General features: G+C 69.0%; 22 protein-coding genes and 3 tRNA genes. 17 read left to right on the top strand and 8 right to left on the bottom strand.

All coding sequences use genetic code 11. From position 1 onward, the window contains the following. Positions 1 to 53: 53 nt before the first annotated feature. From ACPEEZ_RS08405 to ACPEEZ_RS08380, 6 genes are all read left to right on the top strand, one after another. A complete protein-coding gene (locus ACPEEZ_RS08405; RefSeq protein ID WP_423917403.1) occupies positions 54 to 1,676 on the top strand; it encodes an ABC transporter substrate-binding protein in 1,623 nt (540 codons plus the stop codon). A gap of 196 nt (positions 1,677 to 1,872) precedes the next feature. Then, a complete protein-coding gene (locus ACPEEZ_RS08400; protein ID WP_423924217.1) occupies positions 1,873 to 2,961 on the top strand; it encodes an ABC transporter permease in 1,089 nt (362 codons plus the stop codon). 2 nt (positions 2,962 to 2,963) lie between these two features. Then, positions 2,964 to 3,977: an ABC transporter permease gene (locus tag ACPEEZ_RS08395; RefSeq protein WP_423917400.1), complete on the top strand. Its 1,014-nt coding sequence runs from the start codon at positions 2,964 to 2,966 to the stop codon at positions 3,975 to 3,977. Beyond that, positions 3,974 to 5,734 (top strand): dipeptide ABC transporter ATP-binding protein, encoded by a 1,761-nt coding sequence (locus tag ACPEEZ_RS08390; protein ID WP_423917397.1) that lies wholly within the window; start codon positions 3,974 to 3,976, stop codon positions 5,732 to 5,734. The genes ACPEEZ_RS08395 and ACPEEZ_RS08390 overlap by 4 nt, the downstream gene beginning before the upstream one ends. A gap of 3 nt (positions 5,735 to 5,737) precedes the next feature. Beyond that, on the top strand, positions 5,738 to 6,622 hold the full coding sequence (locus tag ACPEEZ_RS08385; protein WP_423917394.1) for an ATP-binding cassette domain-containing protein: 885 nt from the start codon (positions 5,738 to 5,740) through the stop codon (positions 6,620 to 6,622). A 121-nt stretch (positions 6,623 to 6,743) separates the two neighbouring features. Next, a tRNA-Asn gene (locus ACPEEZ_RS08380) sits at positions 6,744 to 6,816 on the top strand. Between the two features lie 124 nt (positions 6,817 to 6,940). On the opposite strand, the gene def is transcribed toward ACPEEZ_RS08380, so the two are convergent. Beyond that, positions 6,941 to 7,507 (bottom strand): peptide deformylase, encoded by a 567-nt coding sequence (gene def / locus ACPEEZ_RS08375; RefSeq protein WP_423917391.1) that lies wholly within the window; start codon positions 7,505 to 7,507, stop codon positions 6,941 to 6,943. Positions 7,508 to 7,547: 40 nt separating this feature from the next. On the opposite strand from def, the gene ACPEEZ_RS08370 reads away from it, so the two are divergent. The 8 genes from ACPEEZ_RS08370 (at position 7,548) to ACPEEZ_RS08335 (ending at position 14,148) form a co-directional block, all read left to right on the top strand. Beyond that, positions 7,548 to 8,453: a DMT family transporter gene (locus ACPEEZ_RS08370; RefSeq protein ID WP_423917389.1), complete on the top strand. Its 906-nt coding sequence runs from the start codon at positions 7,548 to 7,550 to the stop codon at positions 8,451 to 8,453. 56 nt (positions 8,454 to 8,509) lie between these two features. Continuing rightward, positions 8,510 to 9,715 carry a glycosyltransferase gene (locus ACPEEZ_RS08365; RefSeq protein WP_423917386.1) on the top strand — a complete coding sequence of 402 codons (1,206 nt, stop codon included), beginning with the start codon at positions 8,510 to 8,512 and terminating at the stop codon, positions 9,713 to 9,715. After that, a tRNA-Ile gene (locus ACPEEZ_RS08360) sits at positions 9,706 to 9,779 on the top strand. Before ACPEEZ_RS08365 ends, ACPEEZ_RS08360 begins: the two co-directional genes overlap by 10 nt. A gap of 61 nt (positions 9,780 to 9,840) precedes the next feature. Continuing rightward, entirely contained in the window at positions 9,841 to 10,170 is a 330-nt protein-coding gene (locus ACPEEZ_RS08355; protein ID WP_423917384.1) for a hypothetical protein, read from the top strand. Between the two features lie 81 nt (positions 10,171 to 10,251). Further along, positions 10,252 to 10,872: an FMN reductase gene (locus ACPEEZ_RS08350; protein WP_423917381.1), complete on the top strand. Its 621-nt coding sequence runs from the start codon at positions 10,252 to 10,254 to the stop codon at positions 10,870 to 10,872. 63 nt (positions 10,873 to 10,935) lie between these two features. Continuing rightward, positions 10,936 to 11,769, top strand: coding sequence for a DUF1684 domain-containing protein (locus ACPEEZ_RS08345; protein WP_423917379.1), 834 nt, complete (start codon positions 10,936 to 10,938; stop codon positions 11,767 to 11,769). A gap of 26 nt (positions 11,770 to 11,795) precedes the next feature. Beyond that, on the top strand, positions 11,796 to 13,445 hold the full coding sequence (locus ACPEEZ_RS08340) for a bifunctional 3'-5' exonuclease/DNA polymerase (protein WP_423917376.1): 1,650 nt from the start codon (positions 11,796 to 11,798) through the stop codon (positions 13,443 to 13,445). Positions 13,446 to 13,644: 199 nt separating this feature from the next. After that, the gene (locus ACPEEZ_RS08335; protein ID WP_423917373.1) at positions 13,645 to 14,148 is read left to right on the top strand and encodes a DUF3145 domain-containing protein; all 504 of its coding nucleotides are present in this window, start codon (positions 13,645 to 13,647) and stop codon (positions 14,146 to 14,148) included. Between the two features lie 111 nt (positions 14,149 to 14,259). On the opposite strand, the gene ACPEEZ_RS08330 is transcribed toward ACPEEZ_RS08335, so the two are convergent. The 6 genes from ACPEEZ_RS08330 to aceE all read right to left on the bottom strand — a co-directional run bounded on the left by ACPEEZ_RS08330 (position 14,260) and on the right by aceE (position 21,963). Next, entirely contained in the window at positions 14,260 to 15,498 is a 1,239-nt protein-coding gene (locus tag ACPEEZ_RS08330) for a beta-ketoacyl-[acyl-carrier-protein] synthase family protein (RefSeq protein ID WP_423917370.1), read from the bottom strand. A gap of 116 nt (positions 15,499 to 15,614) precedes the next feature. Beyond that, the gene (locus tag ACPEEZ_RS08325; RefSeq protein WP_423917368.1) at positions 15,615 to 15,863 is read right to left on the bottom strand and encodes an acyl carrier protein; all 249 of its coding nucleotides are present in this window, start codon (positions 15,861 to 15,863) and stop codon (positions 15,615 to 15,617) included. A gap of 80 nt (positions 15,864 to 15,943) precedes the next feature. Further along, positions 15,944 to 16,954, bottom strand: coding sequence for a beta-ketoacyl-ACP synthase III (locus ACPEEZ_RS08320; protein ID WP_423917365.1), 1,011 nt, complete (start codon positions 16,952 to 16,954; stop codon positions 15,944 to 15,946). After that, positions 16,951 to 17,871: an ACP S-malonyltransferase gene (locus ACPEEZ_RS08315; protein WP_423917363.1), complete on the bottom strand. Its 921-nt coding sequence runs from the start codon at positions 17,869 to 17,871 to the stop codon at positions 16,951 to 16,953. The genes ACPEEZ_RS08320 and ACPEEZ_RS08315 overlap by 4 nt, the downstream gene beginning before the upstream one ends. A gap of 125 nt (positions 17,872 to 17,996) precedes the next feature. Beyond that, positions 17,997 to 19,211, bottom strand: a complete 1,215-nt coding sequence (locus ACPEEZ_RS08310; RefSeq protein ID WP_423917360.1) for a PucR family transcriptional regulator — start codon at positions 19,209 to 19,211, stop codon at positions 17,997 to 17,999. 7 nt (positions 19,212 to 19,218) lie between these two features. Beyond that, complete coding sequence (aceE, locus tag ACPEEZ_RS08305) at positions 19,219 to 21,963, bottom strand: pyruvate dehydrogenase (acetyl-transferring), homodimeric type (protein ID WP_423917357.1); 2,745 nt, start codon at positions 21,961 to 21,963, stop codon at positions 19,219 to 19,221. Positions 21,964 to 22,181: 218 nt separating this feature from the next. Between aceE and ACPEEZ_RS08300 the strand changes: the two genes are divergently transcribed. The 3 genes from ACPEEZ_RS08300 to ACPEEZ_RS08290 all read left to right on the top strand — a co-directional run bounded on the left by ACPEEZ_RS08300 (position 22,182) and on the right by ACPEEZ_RS08290 (position 23,439). After that, positions 22,182 to 22,655 carry a peroxiredoxin gene (locus ACPEEZ_RS08300; RefSeq protein ID WP_423917354.1) on the top strand — a complete coding sequence of 158 codons (474 nt, stop codon included), beginning with the start codon at positions 22,182 to 22,184 and terminating at the stop codon, positions 22,653 to 22,655. A gap of 88 nt (positions 22,656 to 22,743) precedes the next feature. Beyond that, a tRNA-Val gene (locus ACPEEZ_RS08295) sits at positions 22,744 to 22,816 on the top strand. A 65-nt stretch (positions 22,817 to 22,881) separates the two neighbouring features. Then, entirely contained in the window at positions 22,882 to 23,439 is a 558-nt protein-coding gene (locus ACPEEZ_RS08290; protein WP_423917351.1) for a GNAT family N-acetyltransferase, read from the top strand. Between the two features lie 31 nt (positions 23,440 to 23,470). On the opposite strand, the gene ACPEEZ_RS08285 is transcribed toward ACPEEZ_RS08290, so the two are convergent. After that, positions 23,471 to 25,657 carry a sensor histidine kinase gene (locus ACPEEZ_RS08285; RefSeq protein WP_423917350.1) on the bottom strand — a complete coding sequence of 729 codons (2,187 nt, stop codon included), beginning with the start codon at positions 25,655 to 25,657 and terminating at the stop codon, positions 23,471 to 23,473. Between the last annotated feature and the right edge of the window lie 194 nt (positions 25,658 to 25,851).

Below are 25,851 nucleotides of genomic sequence, written 5' to 3'. Positions count from 1 at the left end.
CACAGCGGCGTCATGGCGTGGCTCCTTGCACACAGAGAAAGAGGTAACCGGATATGACATCCGACTCCACGCTCGCTCGACGCGCTCTCGCCGTCGTGGGTGGCGCCGCCGCCACAGCGCTCGTCCTCGCCGGCTGCGCCTCCGGTGGCAGCGCCAACGACGCGCTCGACGGCATCAGCGTGGGCACGACCGACGTGATCACGTCGCTCGACCCCGCCGGTTCCTACGACAACGGCTCGTTCGCCGTCCAGAACCAGGTCTTCGCGTTCTTGATGAACTCGCCCTACGGCAGCCCGGACGTCAAGCCGGACCTCGCCGAGTCGGCGACGTTCACCGACCCGACGACGTACACGGTCACCTTGAAGAAGGGGCTGAAGTTCGCCAACGGCAACGCCCTCACTTCGAGCGACGTCAAGTTCTCGTTCGACCGCCAGCTCGCCATCGCCGACGACAACGGCCCGTCGTCGCTGCTCGGCAACCTGGCGAGCACCGACGCTCCCGACGACACCACGGTCGTCTTCCACCTCAAAGGCGCCGACCAGACCTGGCCGCAGGTGCTCTCGAGCCCCGCCGGCCCGATCGTCGACGAAGACGTGTTCTCGGCGACCGCGGTGACCAAGCCCGCCGACATCGTCAAGGGCGACGCGTTCTCGGGTCAGTACTCGATCACCGACTACAAAGAGAACGAGTCGATCGCGTACAAGGCCAACGACAACTACGACGGCGTGCTCGGCAAGCCGAAGACCTCGTCCATCACCGCCACGTACTACACGAAGGAGACCGACCTCAAGCTCGCCGTCCAGAACGGCGACGTCGACGTCGCGAACCGTACCCTGAGCCCGACGGACCTGGCCGACCTCGCCAAGGATGACAAGCTCACGGTGCACAACGGCCCCGGTGGCGAGATCCGCTACATGGTGTTCAACCTGAACACGATGCCCTACGGCGCCACCACGCCCGAGGCCGACACCGCGAAGGCCCTGGCCGTCCGCCAGGCGATCGCCGACACCGTCGACCGCGAGGCACTGGCGAAAGACGTCTACAACAACACGTACACGCCCCTCTACTCGGCCGTCCCCGATGGCCTGACCGGTGCGACCAAGCCCCTGGAGTCGATGTACGGCGACGGCAAGGGCGGGCCCGACGTCGACAAGGCGGCTGCCGCACTCTCGGCCGCCGGTGTCACGACGCCGGTCGCGATCAACCTCCAGTACAGCCCCGACCACTACGGTGCGTCGAGCGACGAGGAGTACGCGCTGATCAAGACCCAGCTCGAAGCGACGGGCCTGTTCAAGATCAACCTGCAGTCGACCCTCTGGGACACGTACTCGAGCGAGCGTCGTCAGGACCTCTACCCCGTGTACCAGCTCGGATGGTTCCCCGACTTCTCGGACGCCGACAACTACCTGAGCCCGTTCTTCTCGAAGAACAACTTCGTCGGCAACCACTACGACTCGGCCACCGTGCAGGGTCTGCTGACGCAGGAGATCGCCGAGTCCGACGCCTCCGCCCGCACCGCGACCATCGGTCAGATCCAGGACGCCGTCGCGGCGGATCTGCCGACCCTGCCGCTGCTGCAGGGCACGCAGGTCGTCGTCTCGCAGAAGGACGTGACCGGCGTGGACGACACGCTCGACGCGTCGTTCAAGTTCCGATACGGCGCTCTCGGGCGTTGAACCGCGGGGTCGGTCGGCTGAGGCCGACCGACCCCGTTCTGCTCGGCCGTCCCTCTGAGTCCGGGCAGCACGCAACCGAACCACCGGCTCGCTCCACGGCCGGCTTCTGAACGACCGGCAGGGGTGCTCCGCTCTCGAGCGGAGCACCCCTGCCGCGTCCACGACGCACCACCATCGAAAGGCACCTGACGTGACGTTGCTCACCGGGGACATCCCCGCGACCGAGCCGCCCACCGCGAAGGCGACCCGACGCCGCCCCTCCGGGGGCGGGTTCGGCCGCTATCTCGTGATCCGCGCCCTGCTCATCATCCCGACCGTGTTCATCCTGGTCACCCTCGTGTTCTTCCTGATGCGGGTCGTCGGGAACCCGATCACCGCCTCCGTCGGGGGTCGCCTCACCGAGGCCCAGCTCCAGGAGCGTCTGCACGCCGCCGGCTACGACCGGCCGATCATCGTGCAGTACCTCGAATACCTCGGACAGATCGTCCGCCTCGACTTCGGCACGACGGCCACCGACAACCGCCAGATCAGCGAGGTCATCGTCACGTACGGGACCGCGACGATCGAGCTCGTCTTCTACGCGCTCATCGTGGCCCTCGTGATCGGTGTGCCGCTCGGCATGCTCGCCGCCTATGTCCGCGACCGCTGGCCCGACGCCGTGCTGCGCATCCTCGCGATCCTCGCCTACGCCACGCCCGTGTTCTTCGCCGGTCTGCTCTTGAAGCTCACGTTCTCGGTCGCCCTCGGCTGGCTGCCCCTCGGTGGGCGCGCATCGACGCGCGTCGCCATCGCCCTCGGCAGGATCGACAATCCGACGGGCATCTACATCGTCGACGCGCTGCGCACCGGCAACTCGGAGATCATCTCCGACGTGCTCTCGCACGCCGTGCTGCCGGCCATCACCCTCGGCCTACTGACCGCCGGGATCTTCCTCCGGCTCGTCCGCACGAACGTCATCGGCACGCTCGGCTCGGAGTACGTCGACGCGGCACGGTCGCGGGGCGTCTCCGAGTTCCGTCTGGTCCGGAAGCACGCGTTGAAGCCCGCGCTCATCCCCATCATCACCGTCATGGGCCTGCAGATCGCGATGTTGCTGGGCGGCTCCGTCCTGACCGAGACGACGTTCGGCTGGCGCGGCCTCGGCTTCACGCTGCAGCAGTACCTGTCGACCCGCGATTTCGTCGCCGTGCAGGGCATCGTCGCCGTGCTCGCCGTCATCGTCGCGGTCACGAACTTCATCGTCGACGTGATCGCGGCGCTCATCGACCCGCGAGTGAGGTACTGAGCATGACCGACACCACCGCGCCGGCCGTCCTGGAGGACCGCCGCGAACCGTTCTACAAGCGTCTGCCCGTCGTCTCGCAGCTGAGGCACGCGGTCGGGCTGCAGCGCGGCATGTTGATCGCCGGTCTCGTGATCTGCATCGTCTTCGTCGTGCTCGCCGTCCTCGCGCCGCTGATCGCGCCCTATGGCTTCGGTCAGCTCAGCGACGCCGACGGGACCTTCCCCCGTCAGCAGGCCCCTTCGGCCCTGCACCTGTGGGGCACGACCGTGGGCGGCTACGACGTGTTCAGCCGGGTCGTCTGGGGCACTCGGACCGCCATCGCGGTCGTCGTCGTGGCCGTCGTGCTGTCGATCTCGCTCGGCGTCGTGCTCGGTCTCGTCTCGGGTTACATCGGCGGGTGGCTCGACCGGGTGCTCGTCGTCATCGCCGACGCCGTGTACGCCTTCCCGTCGCTGCTGCTCGCCATCGTGATCTCGATCGTCATCAGCGGCGGTCAGTCGAGCCTCTGGGGCGGCATCGTCTCGGCGGGCATCTCGATCACCGTGGTCTACGTGCCGCAGTACTTCCGTGTCGTCCGCGCCGAGGCCGTCCGGCTCAAGGCCGAGGCGTTCGTCGAGTCCGCCAAGGTCGTCGGCAGCAGCACCCCGCGCATCATGTTCAAGCACGTGCTGCGCAACGCGACCCGCAGCCTGCCGCTGATCCTGACGCTCAACGCGTCCGAGGCGATCCTGACGCTCGCCGCGCTGGGGTTCCTCGGGTTCGGCATCGGACCGACGGCCGCGGCCGAATGGGGCTACGACCTCAACCGTGCGCTCAGCGACACCGCGAGCGGTATCTGGTGGACGGGTGTCTTCCCGGGTGCCGCCATCGTCCTGATGGTGCTCGGTATCACCCTCGTGGGCGAGAGCCTGAACGACCTGGCCGACCCGCGCCTCCGGACACGGCGACGCGCACGGCGTAAGACGAAGAACGACGCGACGACCGCACCGGTCGTCGGGCAGGAGGCCTCCGCATGACGGACACGACGAGCGAGGGCATCACGGGTGACGCGACGCCGCGTCCCGGCGCGCTCCGCCACGAGACGCACGACGTGCCGCGCGACCAGCGCGACACGACGGTCGACATCCGCGACCTCGAGGTCACCTTCGCGACGGACGGCGGCGACGTCGCAGCCGTCCGCGGCGTCTCGCTCGACGTCCGCGCCGGCGAGGTGCTCGCCATCGTGGGGGAGTCGGGCTCGGGCAAGACCGTGACGGCGAAGACCATCCTCGGTCTGCTGCCCGAGACCGCGGTCACCTCCGGTGCCGTGGTCCTCTCGGGGCACGACGTCCTCACGGCGAGTCGCGCCGACGTGCGTCGTCTGCGCGGTGAAGAGGTCGCGATGGTCTTCCAGGAGCCGTCGACGGCGCTCAACCCCGTCTACACGGTCGGCTGGCAGATCGCGGAGGGCCTGCGCGCCCACACGAAGATCGGCAAGAAGGAGGCGCGGAGCCGTGCCATCGACATCTTGCGTCGGGTGGGCATCCCCGAGCCGGAGAAGCGCGTCGACTACTACCCGCACCAGTTCTCGGGCGGTCAGAAGCAGCGCGTCGTGATCGCGATGGCGCTCGTGCTCGACCCGGCCGTCATCGTGGCGGACGAGCCCACGACGGCGCTCGACGTGACGGTGCAGGCCGAGATCCTCGATCTGCTGCGTCGGTGCCGGGACGAGTTCGGCGCGTCCATCGTGCTGATCACCCACAACATGGGTGTCGTGGCCGACCTGGCCGACCGTGTCGCCGTCATGTACCTGGGCGAGGTCGTCGAGCAGGCGACCGCGACCGATCTCTTCCGCTCGCCGCAGGCCGACTACACGAAGAAGCTGCTCGGCTCGGTGCCCCGATTGGAGGCGCGGGGTGCGCAGGTGCAGGCCGCCGACTCCGATCGCGACATCGTCGTGCGCGCCACGGGCCTCGAGATCGAGTACCCGGGGCGCCTCGGCCGTGGGGGCTTCCGCGCCGTCAAGGGCGTGGATTTCTCGATCGCTCGCGGCGAGGTGCTGGGTCTGGTCGGCGAGAGCGGTTCGGGTAAGACGACCATCGGTCGCGCGATCGCCGGTCTGACGAAGGTCACCGGAGGCTCGCTCGAGGTCCTCGGTGTCGAGATGAACGGTGTGCGCGAGCGCGACTTCAAGCCCAAGCGCGCCGAGATCGGCTTCGTCTTCCAGGACCCGGCCTCGAGCTTCAACCCGCTGCTCACGATCGCCGAGTGCGTGGCCGAACCGCTCATCGTGCACGGACGGGCGCCCGACGCCCGGCGTGCCCGCAAGCGCGTCGACGAGCTGCTCGAGGCGGTCCAGCTGCCCAAGACGTTCGGCGACCGGTATCCGCATGAGCTCAGTGGGGGCCAGCGTCAGCGGGCGAGTCTCGCACGGTCGCTGGCCCTCGAGCCCGCGCTGCTGATCGCCGACGAGCCCACCAGCGCGCTCGACGTGTCCGTCCAGGCGCGCGTCCTCGAGCTGTTCACCGAGCTGCAGAAGGACCTGGGCTTCGCGGCGCTGTTCATCAGCCACGACCTGGCGGTCGTCAACATGCTCGCCGACCGGATCGGCGTGCTCTACCACGGCGATCTCATCGAGAACGGCCCGAACGACCAGGTGCTCGGCGCACCCGAGCACGTGTACACGCAGCGACTGCTCGCGTCCCTTCCGGTGCCCGATCCGGCCGAGCAGGCCGTCCGTCGAACCCGGTTGGCTGAGCTCGACCGGATCGCCGCCTCCGAGAGGGCGTCCTGAGCCATGTCCCCTCGAGAACTGGACGTCGCGCGGCCCATCGAGGCCGACGACCTCTCGCTGCTCTATCCGGCCCGGGCCGGGCACCCGGCCGTGCGTGCCGTCGACGGCGTGACCCTGAGTGTGCGGCCCGGTGAGATCCTGGCCGTGCTCGGGGAGAGCGGTTCGGGCAAGTCGACGCTGGCGCGTGCGTTGGCCGGGCTGACCGGCCCCGGCCGCGTCCCCGAGAAGCACCCGCGCATCGTCGGGGGTGAGCTCGCGGTCTTCGGCCAGAGTCTCCGTTCGTCGTCCGCGCGACGGCGCGACCGCGTGGGGGCGCGGATCGGTTACCTCGCGCAGGACGACGGCGACCACCTCAACCCCGACCTGTCGGTGGGGGAGGCGATCGCCGAGCCGATCTACCTGCGCGACAAACGGTTCGACCGTCGTGAGGCGGGCAAGATCGTGGCGACGCTGATCGACGACGTGCACCTGCCGCTCGGGACGATGCTCAAGCAGACGTGGGAGCTCAGCTCGGGGCAACGTCAGCGCGTGGCGCTCGCCCGCAGTCTCGTCCTCGAGCCCACCCTGCTCATCGCGGACGAACCCGCTCGCGGCGTCGACGTCCTGGTGCGCCAGGCGGTGCTCGATGTGATCAAGCATCTGCATCGCGACCGCCAGTTCTCGGCCGTCGTCGTGACGTCGTCCGTCGCCGAGGCGCGGGCCATCACCGATCGCGTGGCCGTCATGCGCGGCGGTCGTCTCGTCGGGTTCGGCCACATCGACGACGTCCTCCGCGACGGCGTCGACCCCTATGTGAAGGTGCTCTCGCAGACCTCGCCGATCGACATCATCTCGGCCCGGGAGCGCACCAGCGACCGAGCACAGCACCGCGCGGACGACACGGTCTGATCGGGGCGACGCGCCTCGATCGGGGCGACGCGCCCGGAGAGACGGCTTGGTTCGGAGGTGCGGCCAAAGTTTGCTAGAGTTATGCCCGCTGTTGAGAACGAAAGTTCTCAGCAGTTGCCATTCCTCGATAGCTCAATTGGCAGAGCAGCCGGCTGTTAACCGGCAGGTTCTTGGTTCGAGTCCAAGTCGGGGAGCGAAGGCCCAGCGGCTCCACCCGCTGGGCCTTTTTCATGCCCGGGCATCGGGCAGCGGAGACGCCCCGGCCACGCGGACGCCGAGGAGACATCCGGAGGCACGGGTCGCCTCGCCCGCGGGCGATCAGCCTTCGGGGTGGTCGACGCCCGGCATCCACGTCTTGCCGGGCACGCCCCAGCTCGACTTGCGGATCGTCTTCGCGACGACCTTGCCGAACGGGTGCTCGAGACGGTCCGCGTAGAGGACGCCGTCGAGGTGGTCGTACTCGTGCTGGAAGATCCGCGCGAGCCAGCCGTGCGCCTCGATCTCGAACGGCTCGCCGTGGAGGTCGACGGCCCGGAGGAGCACGTCGTCCGCGCGACGGAGCGGGAACCGCTCACCCGGGATCGACAGGCATCCCTCCGACTCGCCGTCGTCGTCGAGCGGCTCGATGCTGAGGGGGCTCTGCCAGAGCGTGGGGTTGATCGCCACGCCTCGCCACGTACGATCGTCGTCGTCCACGAACGAGTAGACGAAGAGTCGCAGACCCACTCCGACCTGGGGGCCGGCGAGGCCGACGCCGGGGGCGGTGTCCATGGTCTCGAACATGTCGGCGACGAGCGTGCGCAGAGCGTCGTCGAACTCGGTGATCTCGGTGGCGCGTTCGTGCAGAACGGGCTCGCCGGTGATGGAGATAGGTCGTACGGCCATTCGTCCAGACTATCCAGCGCTCAGCGGGTAGCGTGTCCCCGTGACGCCTGACATCGACCTCCCCGTGTCGTTGACCCCCTTCCAGGCGCTCGGCATCCCGATCGCGTTGATCGGTGCCGTCTTCCTCTCCATCGGTGCGCAGTTGCAGCACCGGGGCGTCGCCAAGGTCGAGCGCCGCCTGGGCGCCGAGGCGACCGGGATGAGCATTCGCCAGCTGATCGCGTTGGTGGGCCGCCCCTCCTGGGTGCTCGGAACCCTCATGCTGGGGCTCGCCATCCTCTTCCAGTTGACCAGCCTCCGCATCGCGCCGCTGCTCGTCGTCCAGCCGCTCGGTGCCGTGGCCCTCGTCATCACGGCGATCCTGAACGCTCGCACCACGAAACGGCGGCTGGAGCCGAAGGCGAAGCGCGCCATCGCCTTCTGCGTCGGGGGCGTAGGGCTGTTCGTGACCATCGCGGCGTTCGTCGCGGTCGAGACACCTATCGACCGGCGCCAGCTGATCACGGTCCTGATCATCCTGCTCGTGGTCGTCGCGGGTCTCGGGGTGGCCTTCCGGTTGTTCCGTCGTCGCCGCAGCGCCCTGTTCTACATCATCGGTGCGGGCGTGCTCTACGGCTTCGTCGCGACGCTCGCCAAGATCGTCCTCAATCGCCTGTTCAGCGGCAACTTCGAGTGGCTCACGATCATCTGCATCGTCTTCCTGCTCGGGGCGGGCGCGCTCGGCGGCTACTTCGTCCAGAACGCCTACTCGTCGGGCCCGCCCGACCTGGTCATCGCCGGTCTCACGGTGGTCGATCCGTTGATCGCCGTCGGCATCGGCATCATCGTGCTGGGCGAGGCCGCGAACGCGCCGGCCTGGTCGGCGATCCTGTTCGTGATCGCCGGCGCCCTGGCCGTGTACGGCGTGTTCCAGCTCGCCAAATACCACCCCCAGACGAAGCGCTGAGTTAGCGTAGGGGTGCACCACCCGATCCACGACGCACGACAAGGACGACACGAGACGTGACCGACGCCGACGCGAAGCCCCGACTGACGATCCTGATCGCGGCGGACACGTTCCCACCCGACGTCAACGGGGCGGCGAACTTCACGGAGCGACTCGCGGTCGGCCTCGCGCGTCGCGGTCACGACATCCATCTCATGGTCCCGGCGGCGAGCCGGCATCACGGCGTCTTCCTGGAAGAGCACGACGGCACCACGCTCACCGTGCACCGCCTCAAGTCGACGCGGTGGCCGCTGCACGACTGGCTCCGCTTCGCCACGCCGTGGACGGTGCGGGGTCACGCCGAGAAGCTGATCGACGAGATCGAGCCCGACGTCATCCACATCCAGTCGCACATCGTGATCGGTCGCGGCGTGGTCAAGGCGGCGGTCGACCGCGGTATCCGCATCGTCGCGACCAACCACTTCATGCCCGAGAACCTGATCGAGCACACCGGTCTCCCGCACTTCGTCCGCGAGACGGCCATCCGCCTGGCCTGGAACGACGCCTCGCGCACGTTCCGCCACGCCGCCGCCATCACGACGCCCACGCCCAAGGCGGCCGCCTTCCTCGAGAAGGCCGTCGACGTGTCGGACGTGCTCGCGGTCTCCTGCGGCATCGACGCCGCTCGCTATCGGGCGCGTTTCGACCGGCCGGCCGAGAACCGCGTCATCTTCGTCGGGCGGGTGACGGCCGAGAAGCAGATCGACGTGCTGCTGCGTGCCATGACGAAGATCGATCCGGCCCTCGAATCCACCCTCACCATCGTGGGCGGTGGCGATCTGATGAAGCACCTCCAGCAGATGACGGTCGACCTCGGCATCGCCGAGCGGGTCACGTTCGCCGGCTACCTGTCCGACGAGGAGCTGCGCCAGACGCTCACCGACGGTGCCGTGTTCTCCATGCCCTCGATCGCGGAGTTGCAGAGCATCGCGAGCCTCGAGGCCATGGCCTCGGGTCTGCCGATCGTCGTCGCCGACGCGATGGCTCTGCCGCACCTGGTCGACGAGGGGGAGAACGGCTATCTGTTCCGCCCCGGCGACAGCGACGACCTCGCCGCCAAGCTGACCCGCGTCTTCACGATGAGCGACGACGAGTACCTCGCCATGCGCCGGGCGAGTCTCCGCATGATCGAACTGCACGACATCGAGCGCACCTTGAGCGTCTTCGAGAGCCTGTATCGTGGTGAGCCGGTGGCCCCGCAGGCCGCCGAAGCGGGGCGGTAGCTCAGCCGGTTAGAGCAGTCGACTCATAATCGATCGGTCACGGGTTCAAGTCCCGTCCGCCCTACGTCCGGCTTCCCATGCGTGTCCGAACCCGCTTCCGAGCGGGGCATGGCACGATGGCCCGCATGTTCACCCGACGCTCCCGGGGGCCCGAGCCCGAATTCGAGTCCGATCTCGACCGCCCACCGGCGCTGCCGGGACGTATGGGGGTCGGGGCACAGGTCTTCGTCGTCGATACGGACGAAGATCCGACGACACCGTGGCCGTCGGGCCCCACCGGCGTCGTGCTGCGGGCGGGTGGATCGGCCTGGCAGGGCGTCTCGTCGATCGGCGGATCGGCCCGGACGTGGTGGGTCGAGTTCGACGTCGAGCAGACGGATCGAGACGGTCGCGGGCCGTTCGACCGTGCCCAGGTGGCGGAGCGGTTCCTCCGGCTCGCACCTCCGATCTCGTAGGCGGGAATACCTCCGCGATCCGGGCGTTGTCGTCTGGTGCATGCAGACGCATGAACAAGTCGTCACCGCAAGGAACCGCTCATGACCAAGAAGATCGTCGTCGTGTCGGCCGGCCTCAGCCAGCCGTCGTCCACCCGTCTGCTCGCCGACCGATTGACCGATGCCGCCTCCCGGGCGCTGCTCGCCGACGGCACGCCGGTCGACGTGGTCGTCGTCGACCTGCGTGACCTCGCCCACGACATCACCGACAACCTGCTGACCGGCTTCGCGCCTCCTGCCCTGGCGGAGGCCCTCGAGGCGGTCACCGGCGCCGACGGCGTCATCGCGGTGACCCCGATCTTCACGTCGTCGTACAGCGGTCTCTTCAAGTCGTTCTTCGACGTCGTCGACAACAAGGCGCTGACGGGTGTGCCCGTGCTGATCGCGGCGACGGGCGGCACGGCACGTCACTCGCTGGCGCTCGAGTTCGCCGTACGGCCGTTGTTCGCCTACCTGCGTGCCGTCGTCGTCCCGACCTCGGTGTTCGCGGCTTCGGACGACTGGGGTGGAGCCGAGGGCGGTACCGAGGGCGGTCTCTCGCAGCGCATCGCCCGGGCTGCGGGGGAGTTCTCCGAACTCGTCGCCAGCCACACGACTCGGCGCGACGACCCCTTCGCCGACCTGATCCCGTTCGAGCAGCGGCTCCGTGCTGTCGGCGAGTGAGGGATCGGTGAGTGAGCGATCGGTCGAGGAAATGACGGAGGCGGCGCGTACGTTGAGTGGACCATGACCGATTCGCAGACCTCCGCCTCCGACCTCGCCCGCTTCCATGCGCTCCGCCACGAGCGCGTGACGTCGGCGCATGGTCCTCTCGCCCTCGTCAACACGCAGTGGGTCGACGGCGAGCAGCCGATCTGGGGCGTGCCGGGGTCGTGGGCGCCGACCCCCGTGGGGGTCTCGGGTCTCCAGCTCACGGCGACCGCGGCCGACGACATCCGCGTCGACGGCGACCTGGTCGACGGCACGGTCTTCGTGGCGGGCGACGACGCGGTGACGCCCAGCACGATCCGGTTCTCGGCGACCACGACGGGCACCGTCATCGCCAACGACGACCGCACCTCGTACGCGCTGCGCGTCTGGGACTCGGCATCGGACGCGATCGCCGGCTTCGGCTCGATCGACGCGTTCGACTTCGACGCCGACTGGGTGGTCGAGGCCGACTTCGTCCCCACGCCCGAGGGTACCGAGATCGACATCAGGCACCAGCGCGATCTCGACCTGAGTCGCCCCAAGCCGCTGCCGGGGCTGATCCGCTTCCGTCGCGACGGCGTCGATTACGAGCTCGCGGCCTACCCGTCCGGCGATCGCGACCGGCTCCAGCTCGTCTTCGGCGATGCGACCAATGGCGACAGCACGTATTCCGTCGGGCGCTTCCTCTTCCCGACACCGAACGCCGACGGCACGATCACGCTCGACTTCAACAGGGCCGTCCTCCCGCCCTGCGCGTTCTCGTACAACTTCAACTGCCCGATTCCGCCGAAGCAGAACCGCTTCCCGATCGCCATCGAGGCCGGCGAGAAGAACGTCCTCGGCCGCGACGGGGCGGTGCTGCACGGCTGACCTCTCACGGATGAGATGATCGGGTCGTGTTCCGTGTCGTCCGTCGTCTGCCCAGCAACGACGTCGAATGGACCGACTTCGATCGTGTGACGCCGACGGCACGCCTCACGGCGCAGCGGAGCGGTCGGATCGAGGCGGGCGACGTCGCCGACGAGATCGGGCGGGTCGAGGCCGAGACGCGGCCCCGCTGGGTCTGGGACGATACGCCGCGATGGTATCCGCGCCTCCTCGGGGCCGGCGTGCGGGTGTCCCGCATCGTCGATCTGCGGCTCGTCCATGCCCTGTTGCGCTCGTCGTCGGCGACCGAGGGGTCGGCGCTGCACGGAGCCGCTCGCGGCCCGTGGGACACGGCCCAGGCGGCGACCGACGACGCGTCGGCGCTCTTCGAGCTCGTGCCCGAGTCCCTGCCCGACCCCGTCGCAGAGTTCCTGGCCCAGCGCGAGGCGATCGAGGCGAGTCCGGCCCGAGCCGGCCTCGAGTTGCTGGTGGCAGCCGAGTCCACGGGCGCCCTCGTGGCCGTCGAGATGCGGCGTCGAGGCATTCCGTGGTCGCCGATCGTGCACGATGCGGTGCTGACCGAGCTGCTCGGCCCGAGGCCGGGCCCGGGCGAACGCCCCGCGCACATGCGGGACGATCTGGACGAGATCCGTGTCGCCCTCGGCGACCCCGACGTCAATCCGGACTCGCCGGTCGAGTTGCGGAAGGCCCTCAACCGCGCCGGCATCCCCGTGACGTCGACGAGCAAGTGGCAGTTGAGCGAGCACGAGCACCCCGTCATCGAGCCGCTGCTGCGCTACAAGAAGCGGCAGCGGCTGCTCGTCGCGAACGGCTGGTCCTGGCTCGACGCCTGGATCCGCGACGGACGATTCCGACCCGACTACGTGCCCGGAGGCGTCGTGACGGGTCGCTGGGCGACGAGTGGAGGAGGCGCGTTACAGCTTCCGAAGGCCGTCCGCCGTGCCGTCGTGGCCGACCCGGGCTGGAAACTCGTCGTCGCCGACGCCGCCCAGCTCGAACCGCGCATCCTGTCGGGTCTGGCTCGCGACGCGGCCATGGCGAAGGCGGGGGAGGGCGACCTCTACGAGGGGATCGTGCGGAGCGGCGCCGTCGCGGATCGCCCGCAGGCCAAGGTCGCCATGCTGGGCGCGATGTACGGCGCCACGCGGGGTGAGAGCGGTCGTCTCGTCCCGCGTCTGGCCCGGGCCTTCCCGCGGGCGATGGCGTACGTCGACGCCGCGGCGGCCGTGGGGGAGGGCGGCGGTGTGGTCAGTACCCTGCTCGGCCGGTCGTCGCCGCGTCCGGGGGCAGGCGTGGCCCCCGACGTGATGCCGCCCGAGATGCCGCGGGCCGACGGTGACGGGGCGAGTCGCGCGTGGGGGCGCTTCACCCGGAACTTCGTCGTGCAGGGAACCGCTGCGGAATGGGCACTGTGCTGGATGGCGGCCCTGCGGCGGCGCTTGTACGACACGTGGGGTGAGCGGGGAGAGGCCGCCCCGCATCTCGTGCTGTTCTTGCACGACGAGCTCGTCGTGCACAGCCCGGCCGACGTCGCCGACCTCGTCGCCGAGCAGGTGCGTCTCGCCGCCGTCGAGGCCGGCGAACTGTTGTTCGGCCCGTCGCCGGTGCGGTTCCCACTCACCGTGGCCGTCGTCGACGACTACGGCCAGGCCAAGTGAGCCCATCCGGGCGGGGCGCACGCGTCGACAATGGTTACACTCTTGTGATTTTCAGGTGGTATCGGTCATAATTCACACACGGTCGGTCGTTCTCGGTCCTCTGGACTCGAACACGGCACGACCACAACTTCACACGCAATCCGAATCCGTTCATTCACCAGGTCGATGGGGAAGTCGCACCTAACCGAATGGAGGAATCGTGGCTGCTGCAACGTCTCGGGGAGTGCTCTATGTGCACTCGTCCCCTCGTGCGCTCTGCCCACACGTCGAGTGGGCTGTCGGTCGCGCCCTCGGGCACGGCGTGAACTTCGCATGGGTGGACCAGCCCGTGCTGAAGGGTGCCCAGCGCACCGAGTTCTCCTGGCAGGGCGACGACGGCGCGGGGGCGCGCATCGCCTCGGCCCTTCGTGGCTGGGAGCACCTCCGCTACGAGGTGACCGAAGACCCGGGCGAGTCGCACGACGGCGGTCGCTGGATGCACGCCCCTGACCTCGGCGTGTTCTTCGCCCAGACCGACACGGCCGGCAACACGGTCATCCCGGAGGACCGCATCCGCTACGCGATGGAGATCGCCGGATCGAACGCCCTCGAGCTGCACCGCGAACTGCGTCTCGCCCTCGGCCAGGCCTGGGACGACGAGCTCGAGCCGTTCCGCTACTCGGGCGAGGGCAACCCCGTCGTCTGGCTGCACAAGGTCGGCTGACCGACCCGGCGACGATTCCACCATTCGACCAGCGACAGCGAAGGCCGGCACCCGTGACGGGTGCCGGCCTTCGGCGTTCGCCTGATGAGGCGGATCGGACGGTGACGCGGATCAGACCGAGCGGAACGCGACGACGGCGTTGTGGCCGCCGAAGCCGAACGAGTTGCTGACCGCCACGATCTCGCCGTCGGGCAGCGCGCGGGGCGTGCCGACGACGACGTCCATGTCGATCTCGTCGTCCATCTGCGTGACGTTGATCGTCGGGGGAGCGGTGCGCTCCTGCAGGGCCTTGACGGTGAAGACCGCCTCGATGCCGCCGGCGCCACCGAGCAGGTGACCCGTCGCGGCCTTCGTCGCCGACACGATCAGCTTGGAGGCGTGGTCGCCGAACGCACGCTTGATCGCGCGGTACTCGGCGATGTCGCCGACGGGCGTGCTCGTCGCGTGGGCGTTGACGTGCACCACGCTGTCACGATCGACACCGGCGTTCTCGAGCGTCGAGACGAGGGCGCGGGCGGCGCCCGAGCCCTCGGGGTCGGGCGCGGTGATGTGGTACGAGTCGCTCGTCACGTCTCCGCCGATCAGCTCGGCGTAGATGCGGGCGCCGCGCGCGAGTGCGTGCTCCTCGGTCTCGATGACCAGCGCCGCGCCACCTTCGCCGAGGACGAACCCGTCGCGCGTGACGTCGTAGGGGCGGGAGGCCGTGGCCGGGTCGTCGTTGCGCTTGGACAGCGCCTGCATGGCTGCGAACGACGCGAGGGGCATCGGGTGGATGGCCGCCTCGGAGCCGCCGGCGATGATGATGTCGGCGAGACCCTGCTGCAGGTGGTCGTAGGCGTTGACGATGGACTCGGTGCTGGAGGCGCAGGCCGAGACGACCGTGCGGGCGCCGGCCCGGGCGCCCAGGCTCATCGAGATGGCGGCCGCGGGGCCGTTCGGCATGAGCATCGGGACGGTCATCGGCAGGACGCGACGCGGACCCTTCTCGCGGAGGGTGTCCCAGCCGTCGAGCAGTGTCCAGACGCCGCCGATGCCGGTGGCCCAGTCGACCATGAACCGCTCGGGCACGACCTCGGGGGAGCCGGCGTCGGCCCAGGCCTCGCGCGCCGCGGTGAGGGCGAACTGGCTGGAGGGGTCGAGGCGCTTGACCTCGCGACGGTCGAGCACGTCGATCGAGGGGACGCGGGCCTGACCGGCGAACGTGACGGGCAGCTCGTACTTCGCCACCCAGTCCTGTTCGAGGGTGGTGATGCCGGACTGGCCGGCGAGCAGGTTGTCCCAGCTCTCGACGGCGGTGCCGCCGAGGGGGGAGGTGGCACCGATACCGGTGACGACGATCTTCTTGGTCATAACGATTCTCCTGAAGGGGCGCGTCTCATCTGCTGCTCGTGCGGTGTGCGAGCGCGGACACGCCGGCGGCGGTGTGCGCCCGGCCGGCCGCGAGGGCTCGGCCGGGCGGCAGACGCCTAGTCCTGTGCCTTGGTGATGAAGGTGACGGCGTCGCCGACGGTCTTGAGGTTCTTGACCTCTTCGTCGGGGATCTTGACGTCGAACTTCTCTTCGGCGTTGACGACGATGGTCATCATCGAGATCGAGTCGATGTCCAGGTCGTCGGTGAACGACTTGTCCAACTCGACGGTGTCGGTCGCGATGCCGGTCTCGTCGTTGATGAGCTCGGCCAGGCCGGCGAGGACTTCTTCGGTGGACAGTGCCATGGTGTTCTCTCCTTGAGGGGGTGTCGTTGTGACCGGGGTAAAGCCTATACAGTCCGCGGGGCGAGCCCGTCGGAGGCGCGCTACGGGAGCACGACCACCTGGGCGCCGAACACGAGACCGGCGCCGAAGCCGATCTGCAGGGCGAGTCCGCCGCTGAGTTCGGGGTTCTCCAACAGCAGGCGGTGGGTGGCGAGGGGGATGCTGGCGGCCGACGTGTTGCCGGTCGTCGCGATGTCGCGACCGATCACGACGGTGTCGGGCAGGCCGAGTTGCTTCGCGAACTCGTCGATGATGCGCATGTTGGCCTGGTGCGGCACGAACGCCGCCAGCTGGTCGCTGGTGACGCCGGCCCGGGTCAGGGCCTCTTTCGCGACCTTCACCATCTCCCAGACGGCCCAGCGGAAGACGGTCTGGCCCTCTTGGCGGAGCGTGGGCCACGCGACGGTGCCCGCGCCCTCGCGGTACTCCGTCATGGTGTTCGTCATGCCGATGGCGTCCCACTTCGAGCCGTCCGAGCCCCACACCGTCGGGCTGATGCCCGCGCTGTCGCTGGGGCCGACGATCGCGGCGCCGGCGCCGTCGCCGAGCAGGAACGAGATGGTGCGGTCGGTCGGGTCGATGACGTCGCTGAGTTTCTCGGCACCGACGACGAGGACGTACTCGGCGAGACCGGTGCGGACGAACGAGTCGGCCTGCGCGATGCCGTACGTGAACCCGGCACAGGCAGCCGAGATGTCGTACGCCGCGGCCGGGTTCGCCCCTACGCGCTCGGCCAGCAGGGTGGCGACGGACGGCGTCTGGACGCCGCTCGAGACCGTCGAGACGAGCACGGCGCCGATCTGGTCGGGGCGGATGCCGGCCTTCTCGATGGCCTCCTTCGAGGCGATCTCGGCGAGGTCGACGACGAGCGTCTCCTTGTCGGCCCGGACGCGCGTGATGACACCCGTGCGCTGCTGGATCCACTCGTCGGACGAGTTGATCGGCTCGATGATGTCGGCGTTCGGGACGACGTTCTCACCGCGGGCGGCGCCGAGCGACCAGATGCGCGTGAACTGCGCACCCGTGGTCTGGTTGAGCTGGGGGTGGGTCATGCTGCTCCCTCGATGAGGTCGATGGCGGCCTGGAGGTCGTCGGGCGTCTTGACGGCGACCGACGGCACACCCTTGAGTCCGCGTTTCGCGAGGCCGGTGAGTGCACCGGCGGGGGCCAGCTCGACGAGGCCGGTGATGCCGGCGGCGGCGAACGACTCCATGGTCTTGTCCCAGCGCACCGGGCTCGACACCTGGCCCACGAGCAGCTCGACGAAGCGCCCGCCCGCGTCGACGACGGAGCCGTCGTGGTTCGTCCAGAGCGTGAGGGTCGGGTCGGAGGCCGTGACCTGGGATGCGGCGCTGCGCAGGCGCTCGACGGCGGGGGCCATGAAGCGCGTGTGGAACGCACCCGCCACCGTGAGCGGGATGACCCGGGCACGGGTGGGCGGCTCGGCGGCAAGCGCTGCGAGAGCGGCCGATTCGCCGGCGACGACGATCTGACCGCCGCCGTTGTAGTTGGCGGGTTCGAGCCCGAGCTCGGCGAGGCGGGCGGTGAGCTCGGCCTCGTCGGCGCCGAGCACGGCGCTCATGCCGGTCTCGATCTGAGCGGCGGCGTCGGCCATGGCACGGCCGCGCTCGGCGACGAGCGAGACGGCGTCGACGTCGGTCAGCACGCCCGAGACGGCGGCAGCGGTGAACTCGCCCACCGAGTGGCCGGCGACACCGGACACGGCGGCCCGGTCGACCCGGGAGAAGAGGGCCCGAGCGGTCATGATGCCGGCGGCGACGATCAGCGGCTGGGCGACCGCCGTGTCTTTGATGGTGTCCGCGTCGGACACGGTGCCGTGGGCGACGAGGTCGGTCCCTGCGGCCTCGGACAGCGACTCCAGCAGCGCGCGCTGCTCGGGGTCGGCCAGCCACGGCTCGAGGAATCCTGGGGTCTGGGAGCCCTGGCCGGGCGCTACGACAACGATCACTGATCAATCATGCCCACATCGGCGGGCGTATCGGTGTAGCAACTCGACCAAAGATCGTCGTGAGGGTTGTCGGAATCCACAGGTCGCGCCTCCTGAGGGCGCCGCCCTGCGGGTGTGTCGCCGTCTCAGCGACGTCGCGAAGGAGGCGCGTCATGGTCGGCGATCGACCCAAGGATCAGCGCCGACTGCAAGATCAGCGCCTCTCGTGCACCCGTCGCGTCCCAGCCGATCACGTCCGAGACGCGCTTGAGGCGGTACCGCACCGTGTTCGGGTGCACGAAGAGCTCGCGGGCGGTGGCCTCGAGCGAGCGCCCGTTGTCGAGATAGCACCACAACGTCGTGAGGAGTTCTGTCGAGTGGTTCTTCAACGGACGGTAGACGCGATTGACGAGAGCGGAGCGTGCGACGGGGTCCCCGGCCAGGGCCCGCTCGGGGAGGAGGTCGTCGGCGAGCGTCGGGCGCGGGGCATTGCGCCAGGCGCGGGCGACGGCGAACCCGGCGAGGGCCGCCTTCGCGCTCTTCGAGGCGTCGACGAGACTCGGCACCTCGTGGCCCAGCACGAGGTGGCCTTCGCCGAACCCGGGCTCGAGGGCCAGCGCGATGTCGGTGAAGGACGGGTGCGCCGGGGTGCCCGGCTCGACGTCGTCGGTGAGGGGATCGGCTCGGCCGATGACGAGGACGAGTCGGCTGCCCTGGACACCGATCAGGACGTCGGCCTCGAGATGACGGGCCGTGCGGCGGAGCATGTCGACGTCGAGCATGCGCGGGGCCGTGCCGACGAGCACCGCCACCTCGCCGTGACCGTGCCAGCCGAGGGCGGCGATGCGGCTGGGTAGTTCGTCGTCGTATTCGCCGCTGAGGATGGAGTCGACCACGAGTGCCTCGAGGCGCGCGTCCCACAGGCCGCGAGCCTCGGCGGCCCGGGCGTAGACGTCGGCCGATGCGAATGCGATCTCGCGCGAGTAGAGCAGGATCGCCTCGCGCAGGGAGTCGTCGCCGTCCTTGACCCGCTCCTCCACCACCTCGACGGTGACGCGGATGAGCTGAAGCGTCTGCTGCAGGCTGACGGAGCGCAGGAGCTCGCGGGGCGCGGCGCCGAACACGTCGGCGGCGATCCACGGTGTCGATCGCGGGTCGTCGAACCAGCTGATGAACGACGTGATGCCGGCTTGCGCGACGAGACCGACCGCGGACCGCCGCCCTGGCGGCATGTCGCCATACCAGGGCAGCGTGTCCTCGAGTCGCTTGATCGTCTGCGTCGACAACTCACCCGACACGGTGCGCAGCCACGCGAGGGTGCGCTCTTTCGTGCTGGGCGCCTCCTTGCGCTGCGCGGTCACGGCCGGGTCAGCTCTCCCCGCCGGCCGTGCCGCTGGTGCCGGCCGTCACGTCGTGAAGCTGGTAACGGTCGATCGCCTGCTGGACGACGCCGGCCTCGACCTCGCCGCGGCGGGCCAGGGCCTGCAGCGTGCGGACCACCATCGAGGGGCCGTCGATCTTGAAGAAGCGGCGCGCCGCGGCACGCGTGTCCGAGAAGCCGAATCCGTCGGCACCGAGCGTCAGGTAGTCGCCGGGCACGAACTCGCGGATCTGGTCGGGCACGGCAGCCATGAAGTCGCTGGTCGCGATGACCGGGCCCTCTTCGTTCTGCAGCTTCTCGGTGACGAACGGCACACGCTGCTCGGCGTTCGGGTTGAGGAAGTTGTGCTCCTCGGCCTCGAGGCCGTCACGGCGCAGTTCGTTCCAGGACGTGACGCTCCAGACATCGGCCGCGACGTTCCAGTCGTCGGCCAGCAGCTGCTGTGCCTCCAGGGCCCACGGCACACCGACACCCGAGGCGAGCAGCTGGGCGCGCGGGCCCAGGTTCTCGGCGGACTTCAGCTTGTACATGCCCTTGAGCAGGCCGTGGACGTCGAGGCCCTCCGGTTCGGCCGGCTGCGCCATCGGCTCGTTGTACACCGTGAGGTAGTACATGACGTTCGGGTCGCTGTGCAGCGGGTTGCCCTCGTCGTCCGTGCCGTACATGCGGTCCATGCCGGCCTTGACGATGTGCCCGAGCTCGTAGCCGTACGCCGCGTCGTACGACACGACGGCGGGGTTCGTCGAAGCGAGCAGCAGCGAGTGACCGTCCGCGTGCTGGAGGCCCTCGCCGGTCAGCGTCGTGCGACCCGCGGTGGCACCGATGATGAAGCCACGGGCCATCTGGTCGCCGGCGGCCCACATGGCGTCGCCGGTGCGCTGGAACCCGAACATCGAGTAGAAGACGTAGACCGGGATGAGCGGCTCGCCCTGCGTCGAGTACGAGGTGCCGACGGCCGTGAAGGCCGCGAAGGCCCCGGCCTCGTTGATGCCGACGTGGATGATCTGGCCCTGGGGGCTCTCCTTGTAGGCCAACAGCAGTTCGCGGTCGACCGACGTGTAGTGCTGCCCGTTCGGGTTGTAGATCTTCGACGTCGGGAAGTACGCGTCCATACCGAACGTGCGTGCCTCGTCGGGGATGATCGGGACGATGCGGTGCCCGAAGTCGGGGGAGCGCAGCAGGTCTTTCAGCAGGCGGGCGAACGCCATCGTGGTGGCGACCTCCTGCTTGCCCGAGCCCTTCTTGACGACGTCGTACGACTTCTGCTCGGGGACGGGCACCTGCGTGTACTTCGAGCGGCGCTCGGGCACGTAGCCGCCGAGCGCGCGGCGACGCTCGTGCATGTACTGGATCGCCGGGTCGTCCTGGCCGGGCGTGTAGTACGGCGGCAGATAGGGGTTCTCGTCGAGCTGTGCGTCGGACACGGGGATGCGCATCTCGTCGCGGAACTGCTTGAGGTTGTCGAGCGTCAGCTTCTTCATCTGGTGGGTCGCGTTGCGGCCCTCGAACGACGGGCCGAGGCCGTAGCCCTTGACCGTCTTCGCCAGGATCACGGTCGGCTGGCCCTTGTGCTCGGCCGCCGCCTTGAAGGCCGCGTAGACCTTCTTGTAGTCGTGGCCGCCGCGTTTGAGGTTCCAGATGTCGTCGTCGGTGTAGTCCTTGACGAGCTCGAGGGCACGCGGGTCGCGACCGAAGAAGTTCTCTCGGACGAACGCCCCGCTCTCGGCCTTGTAGGTCTGGAAGTCGCCGTCGGGCGTCGTGTTCATCAGGTTGAGCAGGGCGCCGTCGGTGTCGGCGGAGAGGAGCGTGTCCCACTCGCGGCCCCAGATGACCTTGATGACGTTCCAGCCCGCGCCACGGAAGTAGCTCTCGAGCTCCTGGATGATCTTGCCGTTGCCCCGGACCGGGCCGTCGAGGCGCTGCAGGTTGCAGTTGATGACGAAGTTGAGGTTGTCGAGGCCGTCGTTCGCCGCCACCTGGAGCTGGCCGCGGCTCTCGACCTCGTCCATCTCGCCGTCGCCGAGGAACGCCCAGACCTGCTGATCGGAGGCGTCCTTGATGCCGCGGTTGGTGAGGTACTTCTGCGACTGCGCCTGGTAGATGGCGTTGATCGGGCCGAGACCCATCGACACGGTCGGGAACTGCCAGAAGTTCGGCATCAGACGCGGGTGCGGGTACGAGCTCAGGCCGCCGGCCGCGTGCGACTTCTCTTGACGGAAGCCGTCGAGCTGCTCGGTGCTGAGGCGCCCCTCAAGGAAGGCGCGGGCATACATGCCGGGGGAGGCGTGGCCCTGGAAGAAGACCTGGTCGCCGCCGCCGGAGTGGTCCTGGCCGCGGAAGAAGTGGTTGTAGCCGACCTCGTAGAGGGCGGCCGACGACGCGTAGGTCGAGATGTGACCGCCGACCGAGACGCCGGGGCGCTGGGCACGGTGCACCGTGATGGCCGCGTTCCAGCGTATCCACCGGCGGTACTGGCGCTCGAGGTCTTCGTCACCGGGGAACTCGGGTTCGTCTTCGGGAGCGATGGTGTTGACGTAGTCCGTCTTCGGCACCATCGGCACGCCGAGGTGCAGCTCGCTCGACCGCGTCAGCAGGCTCTTCATGATCTCGCGAGCACGCTCGTGACCCTGCGCCTTGACGAGGCCGTCGAGCGACTCACGCCATTCAGCGGTCTCTTCGGGATCTTGATCGGCCTTGTCGACCGTGTACGGATCCTGATCGTTTACCGTCACCCTTGACCTCTATCACTTGTGTGGTGGACAGACAGATGCCAGGCCCCGGGCGCACGGGTTCCGAGCGCAGTTCTGCCTGACCCGTCCACTCTAGTTGCCTCTCCCGACAGTGCATCGATAGGCGCTGGGAGAACGGGCTTGCACTTCGGCGTGTCGGGCGTAGGATCAACGATCGTGTTTGTCGCCGGCCGCCCGGGCCGACGCGGAAGGATCGCACCATGGCTCTGGAGAACGACATCCAGGCACCCGACTTCGACTTGCCGAACCAGTACGGCGAGCACATCAGGCTCTCCGACTACCGCGGCAAGAAGCCCGTCGTGCTCGTGTTCTTCCCGCTCGCGTTCTCGAGTACCTGCACCAAAGAGCTGTGCACCCTGCGCGACAACCTCGCGCTCTTCCAGGACCACCGCGTCGAGTTGATCGGCATCTCGGTCGACTCGAAGGCAACGCTGCGTGCGTTCGCCGAAGAAGAGGGCTACGACTTCACTATGCTGGCCGACTTCTGGCCGCACGGCGAGGTGTCGAAGGAGTACGGCGTCTTCCTCGATCACAAGGGCTTCGCCACCCGCGCGACCTTCCTCATCGACCAGGCCGGCATCATCCGCGAGCACTTCGTGACCGAGCCGGGCCAGGCCCGCTCGATCGCCGACTACAAGACGTCGCTCGACAAGCTCGTGCCCGTCGCGGTCTGATCGGCAGCTCCACGACGAATCGTCGGAGGCGCGGCATCCGGTATCGTTTCTGTCACCACTCGCATGCGGCTCCGGCCCGGCGCAGTCGGGGCCTTTAGCTCAGTTGGTAGAGCGCCACGTTTACACCGTGGATGTCATCGGTTCGAGCCCGGTAGGGCCCACCGTCGGAAGTCCTGATCTGGAGCGATCCAGTGAGAGCAAGTCGGTGGGTCTCGTGAGGAGCAGAGTGTCCGAGGCGACATCTCCGTCTTCCGTCCGACCGACGCCCATCACGACAGGCCGCCTCGTCCTCCGGGCCTTCGAGCTCTTCGACGGCCCTGCTCGTCTGCGGTACCAGGGCCGCGAGGACGTGTCGCAGTACTTGTTCCGAGAACCCCACGACGCCGTCAGTGTCCTGGCTGGCATCCGCCGCAACCAGGAGGGCGTCTTCCGACAGAAGGACGACCGCCTGCTGCTCGCCGTCACCCTCGAGGCAGACGGCGCTCTCGTGGGTGAGGTCAGCGCGCGCCTCCACGACGTCGAGTCGGCGCAGGTCGAGATCGGGTGGGTGTTCGACCCCGATCATGCGGGGCGTGGTTACGCGACCGAAGCGGCCGAGGCGCTGATCCAGCACCTCTTCTTCGACCAGCGCGTGCACCGGATCTTCGCACGCCTCGATGCGGACAACATCGCGTCCGCACGGCTCTGTGAGCGCCTGGGCATGAGCCGAGAAGGACATCTGGTCGAGAACGCGTTCTGGCAGGGGCGGTGGACCTCGGAGCTCGTCTACGCGCGACGCGCCTGAGACGACAACGGCCGATGCCTGGGTCGCACACCTAGGCGCGAGGGCCTGCGGCTCCGGGGTGGGGCAGGGTCAGCCAGACGTCCACCTCGTCGTCGGCGTCGAGGCCGAGAGCGGCGGCGGTCTCGTCGGGGGTCGACGCGACGACCGTGATGGCGGCCCCGGACTCCGGGTGGCCCGACCTGACGACGACGCGACGTGAGCGGATGGGCCCGAGTCGGCCTGCGAGGTCGGACAGAAGAGCTTCGAGGTCACTCGGCGCGATGCCGTCCAGTCCGCCGTCGTCGAGCACTTGCACAAGAGAGCCGCGGCGTCGCAGTGCATCGACCGCCGTCCGGACGGAATCGTTCAGCAGCGCCCGACCCCGGATCTCGTCGCGCAGGGCCTGCTCCAGGACACGACACTCAGCCTTCGATGATTCGTCGAGCTCGCCGCCGGCGTCGACGATGCGCTGCAGCAGGGGAGCCACGGTATCGTGGGCCCGGTGCAACCGGCGGTTCCGCTCCTGGTCGACGGCGTCGAGCTCTGCTTGGCGGATGGTGAGTTCTCGATGCTGGTCCGCAGCGACACCGGCCGCCGCCGTGACCCGTCGGATGGCGCGGTGAAGGAGCAGGGCAGCGATCAGGACCACGATCTCACCCGCGAGACCGAGACGGATGGCGCCTGTAGGCCCTGCCCAGAGGGTCATCTGCACGACCAGAGCCGTGACGGCGACGAGAGGGGGTGCCCTCCGTTCCGCCATCCACCCCATCGCCGCGCCGGCCAGGACCCCGCAGGTGTAGCGCGCGATCGATACGTAGTCGAAGGTGTCGGGGTCGAGCCCGATGGTGGCGACGGCGCAGAGGACACAGCCGACCGCCGTCGTGCCCCACGCCGCGTGGCTCGACATCCAGCCCCGTTTCGCTCCGCGGACGAGCGTGGGCAGGATGAGCAGGCCGAGGACCGAGGCGACGACGGCGCCGTACGCGTGGGTCACGAGGACGGCATCCAAGGTCGCCACCAGGACCCCGGCGACGATGACGACGCCTAGCGTGCGGTAGAGCCATCGCCGAGGGACGAGACCCAGCAACGCCTCGCCCGGTCGCCGGGCGACGCTGTCGTGACTGTCGCTGGGACGCCATTCGAGGACGACGATCGTTCCGCGGCCCGGAGCCGAACGCACACTCGCGGAGCCACCGGCACGGCGAACGCGGTCGAGGATGGACACCCGCACACCGATCCGTCCTGCATCGATCCCCTCGAGGTCAAACCCCACGCCGTCGTCCGAGACGACGATGCGGGCGCCGCCGTCGGCGAGCGGAACGGCCGTCACCGAACGGTAGGTCGGGCTCCCTGCATGACGCACACTGTTCGAGAGCGCCTGGACGGTCGCCGAGACGAGCGCGTCCCCGGTGGCTCGCGGGAGCTTCACCTCGGCGACGGCGGCCAGATCGATGGAGGCGCGATCACGCAACGGTGCGAGCTCCTGCTCAGCCGCCGAGAGGACGTCGCCGAACGACACCGACGCGGAGTGCAGGGCACCCGTGTTCTGCATATCGCTGACGTTGCGCAACGCCGATCTCGCCATGCCCGTCGTCCGGTCGGGGGTGTGGTCGGCCGCGGCCGTGAGCAGAGCCGCCAGGACGGTGTCATGCAGCAGCGCATCGGTGTGCACGCGTTGGGCCTCGGTCGCCACCTGCCGCTGCTGCTGTTCGAACAGCAGTCGGGCACGGTACTCGACGACATCGGCCCGATCGGCTCGTGCGCGAAGAGCCCGGACACCGGCGATGAGGGCGATGGCCATAAGGCCGAGGCCGATGAACTCGAGCACGTCATGGATGAGGGGGAATCGGCCCACATGGACGAGGGCGAGGGCGATGTCGATGCCCACGCAGATGGCGCCTGCACGGACCGAATCAACCTCCGCCACGGCCGTACAACTGAAAGCGACCAGGGACAGCCCGACGAGCCACGGGATCGTCCCCATCACCGTCTCGGCGCCATGGGTCTCGAGAGGCTCGAGTACGAGAAGGCCCACGTAGGCGGCGACAGGAAGCCACAGGATCACCCGGGTCGGCCTTCCGTCGCCGAGGAGACCGAGGGGCAGCGCGGCGAGCATCGATGCCGCGAGGAGAAGGGACGCGATGTCGAGAGCGGTCAGACGGGGCAGATGGTCCGCCAGGAACGGAGGCAGGGCCAACAGGACGAACAACGGTGTGACGACGGCCAGCGTCGCCGTCATGCTTCGCTCCATACCGAGGCGCAGGGGCCCGGCGCCGTCGAGGGCCTCGCCGACCTCACGAGAAAGCTGCGCCCCGCGGGAAGTGGCCGAACCGGCGACCCGGACGGGTCTGCGATCGACGAGACCTCCGGGCACCCTTGAACGCTACGCGGGTGGGTTCCCTGGCACGAGGCCCCAGAACGGGCGTCCGCTGT

This window comes from Frigoribacterium sp. 2-23 (assembly GCF_049601585.1).
Classification (GTDB): domain Bacteria; phylum Actinomycetota; class Actinomycetes; order Actinomycetales; family Microbacteriaceae; genus Frigoribacterium.
Note: the sequence above shows the minus strand (reverse complement) of the source record. Positions and strands in the feature narration are given on the sequence as shown.

Coding starts and splice junctions, on each gene's coding strand:
- ACPEEZ_RS08405 (WP_423917403.1), top strand. CDS start 54: ATGACATCCGACTCCACGCTCGCTCGACGCGCTCTCGCCGTCGTGGGT.
- ACPEEZ_RS08395 (WP_423917400.1), top strand. CDS start 2,964: ATGACCGACACCACCGCGCCGGCCGTCCTGGAGGACCGCCGCGAACCG.
- ACPEEZ_RS08390 (WP_423917397.1), top strand. CDS start 3,974: ATGACGGACACGACGAGCGAGGGCATCACGGGTGACGCGACGCCGCGT.
- ACPEEZ_RS08385 (WP_423917394.1), top strand. CDS start 5,738: ATGTCCCCTCGAGAACTGGACGTCGCGCGGCCCATCGAGGCCGACGAC.
- def (WP_423917391.1), bottom strand. CDS start 7,507: ATGGCCGTACGACCTATCTCCATCACCGGCGAGCCCGTTCTGCACGAA.
- ACPEEZ_RS08355 (WP_423917384.1), top strand. CDS start 9,841: ATGTTCACCCGACGCTCCCGGGGGCCCGAGCCCGAATTCGAGTCCGAT.
- ACPEEZ_RS08350 (WP_423917381.1), top strand. CDS start 10,252: ATGACCAAGAAGATCGTCGTCGTGTCGGCCGGCCTCAGCCAGCCGTCG.
- ACPEEZ_RS08345 (WP_423917379.1), top strand. CDS start 10,936: ATGACCGATTCGCAGACCTCCGCCTCCGACCTCGCCCGCTTCCATGCG.
- ACPEEZ_RS08330 (WP_423917370.1), bottom strand. CDS start 15,498: ATGACCAAGAAGATCGTCGTCACCGGTATCGGTGCCACCTCCCCCCTC.
- ACPEEZ_RS08325 (WP_423917368.1), bottom strand. CDS start 15,863: ATGGCACTGTCCACCGAAGAAGTCCTCGCCGGCCTGGCCGAGCTCATC.
- ACPEEZ_RS08320 (WP_423917365.1), bottom strand. CDS start 16,954: ATGACCCACCCCCAGCTCAACCAGACCACGGGTGCGCAGTTCACGCGC.
- ACPEEZ_RS08300 (WP_423917354.1), top strand. CDS start 22,182: ATGGCTCTGGAGAACGACATCCAGGCACCCGACTTCGACTTGCCGAAC.
- ACPEEZ_RS08285 (WP_423917350.1), bottom strand. CDS start 25,657: ATGACGGCGACGCTGGCCGTCGTCACACCGTTGTTCGTCCTGTTGGCC.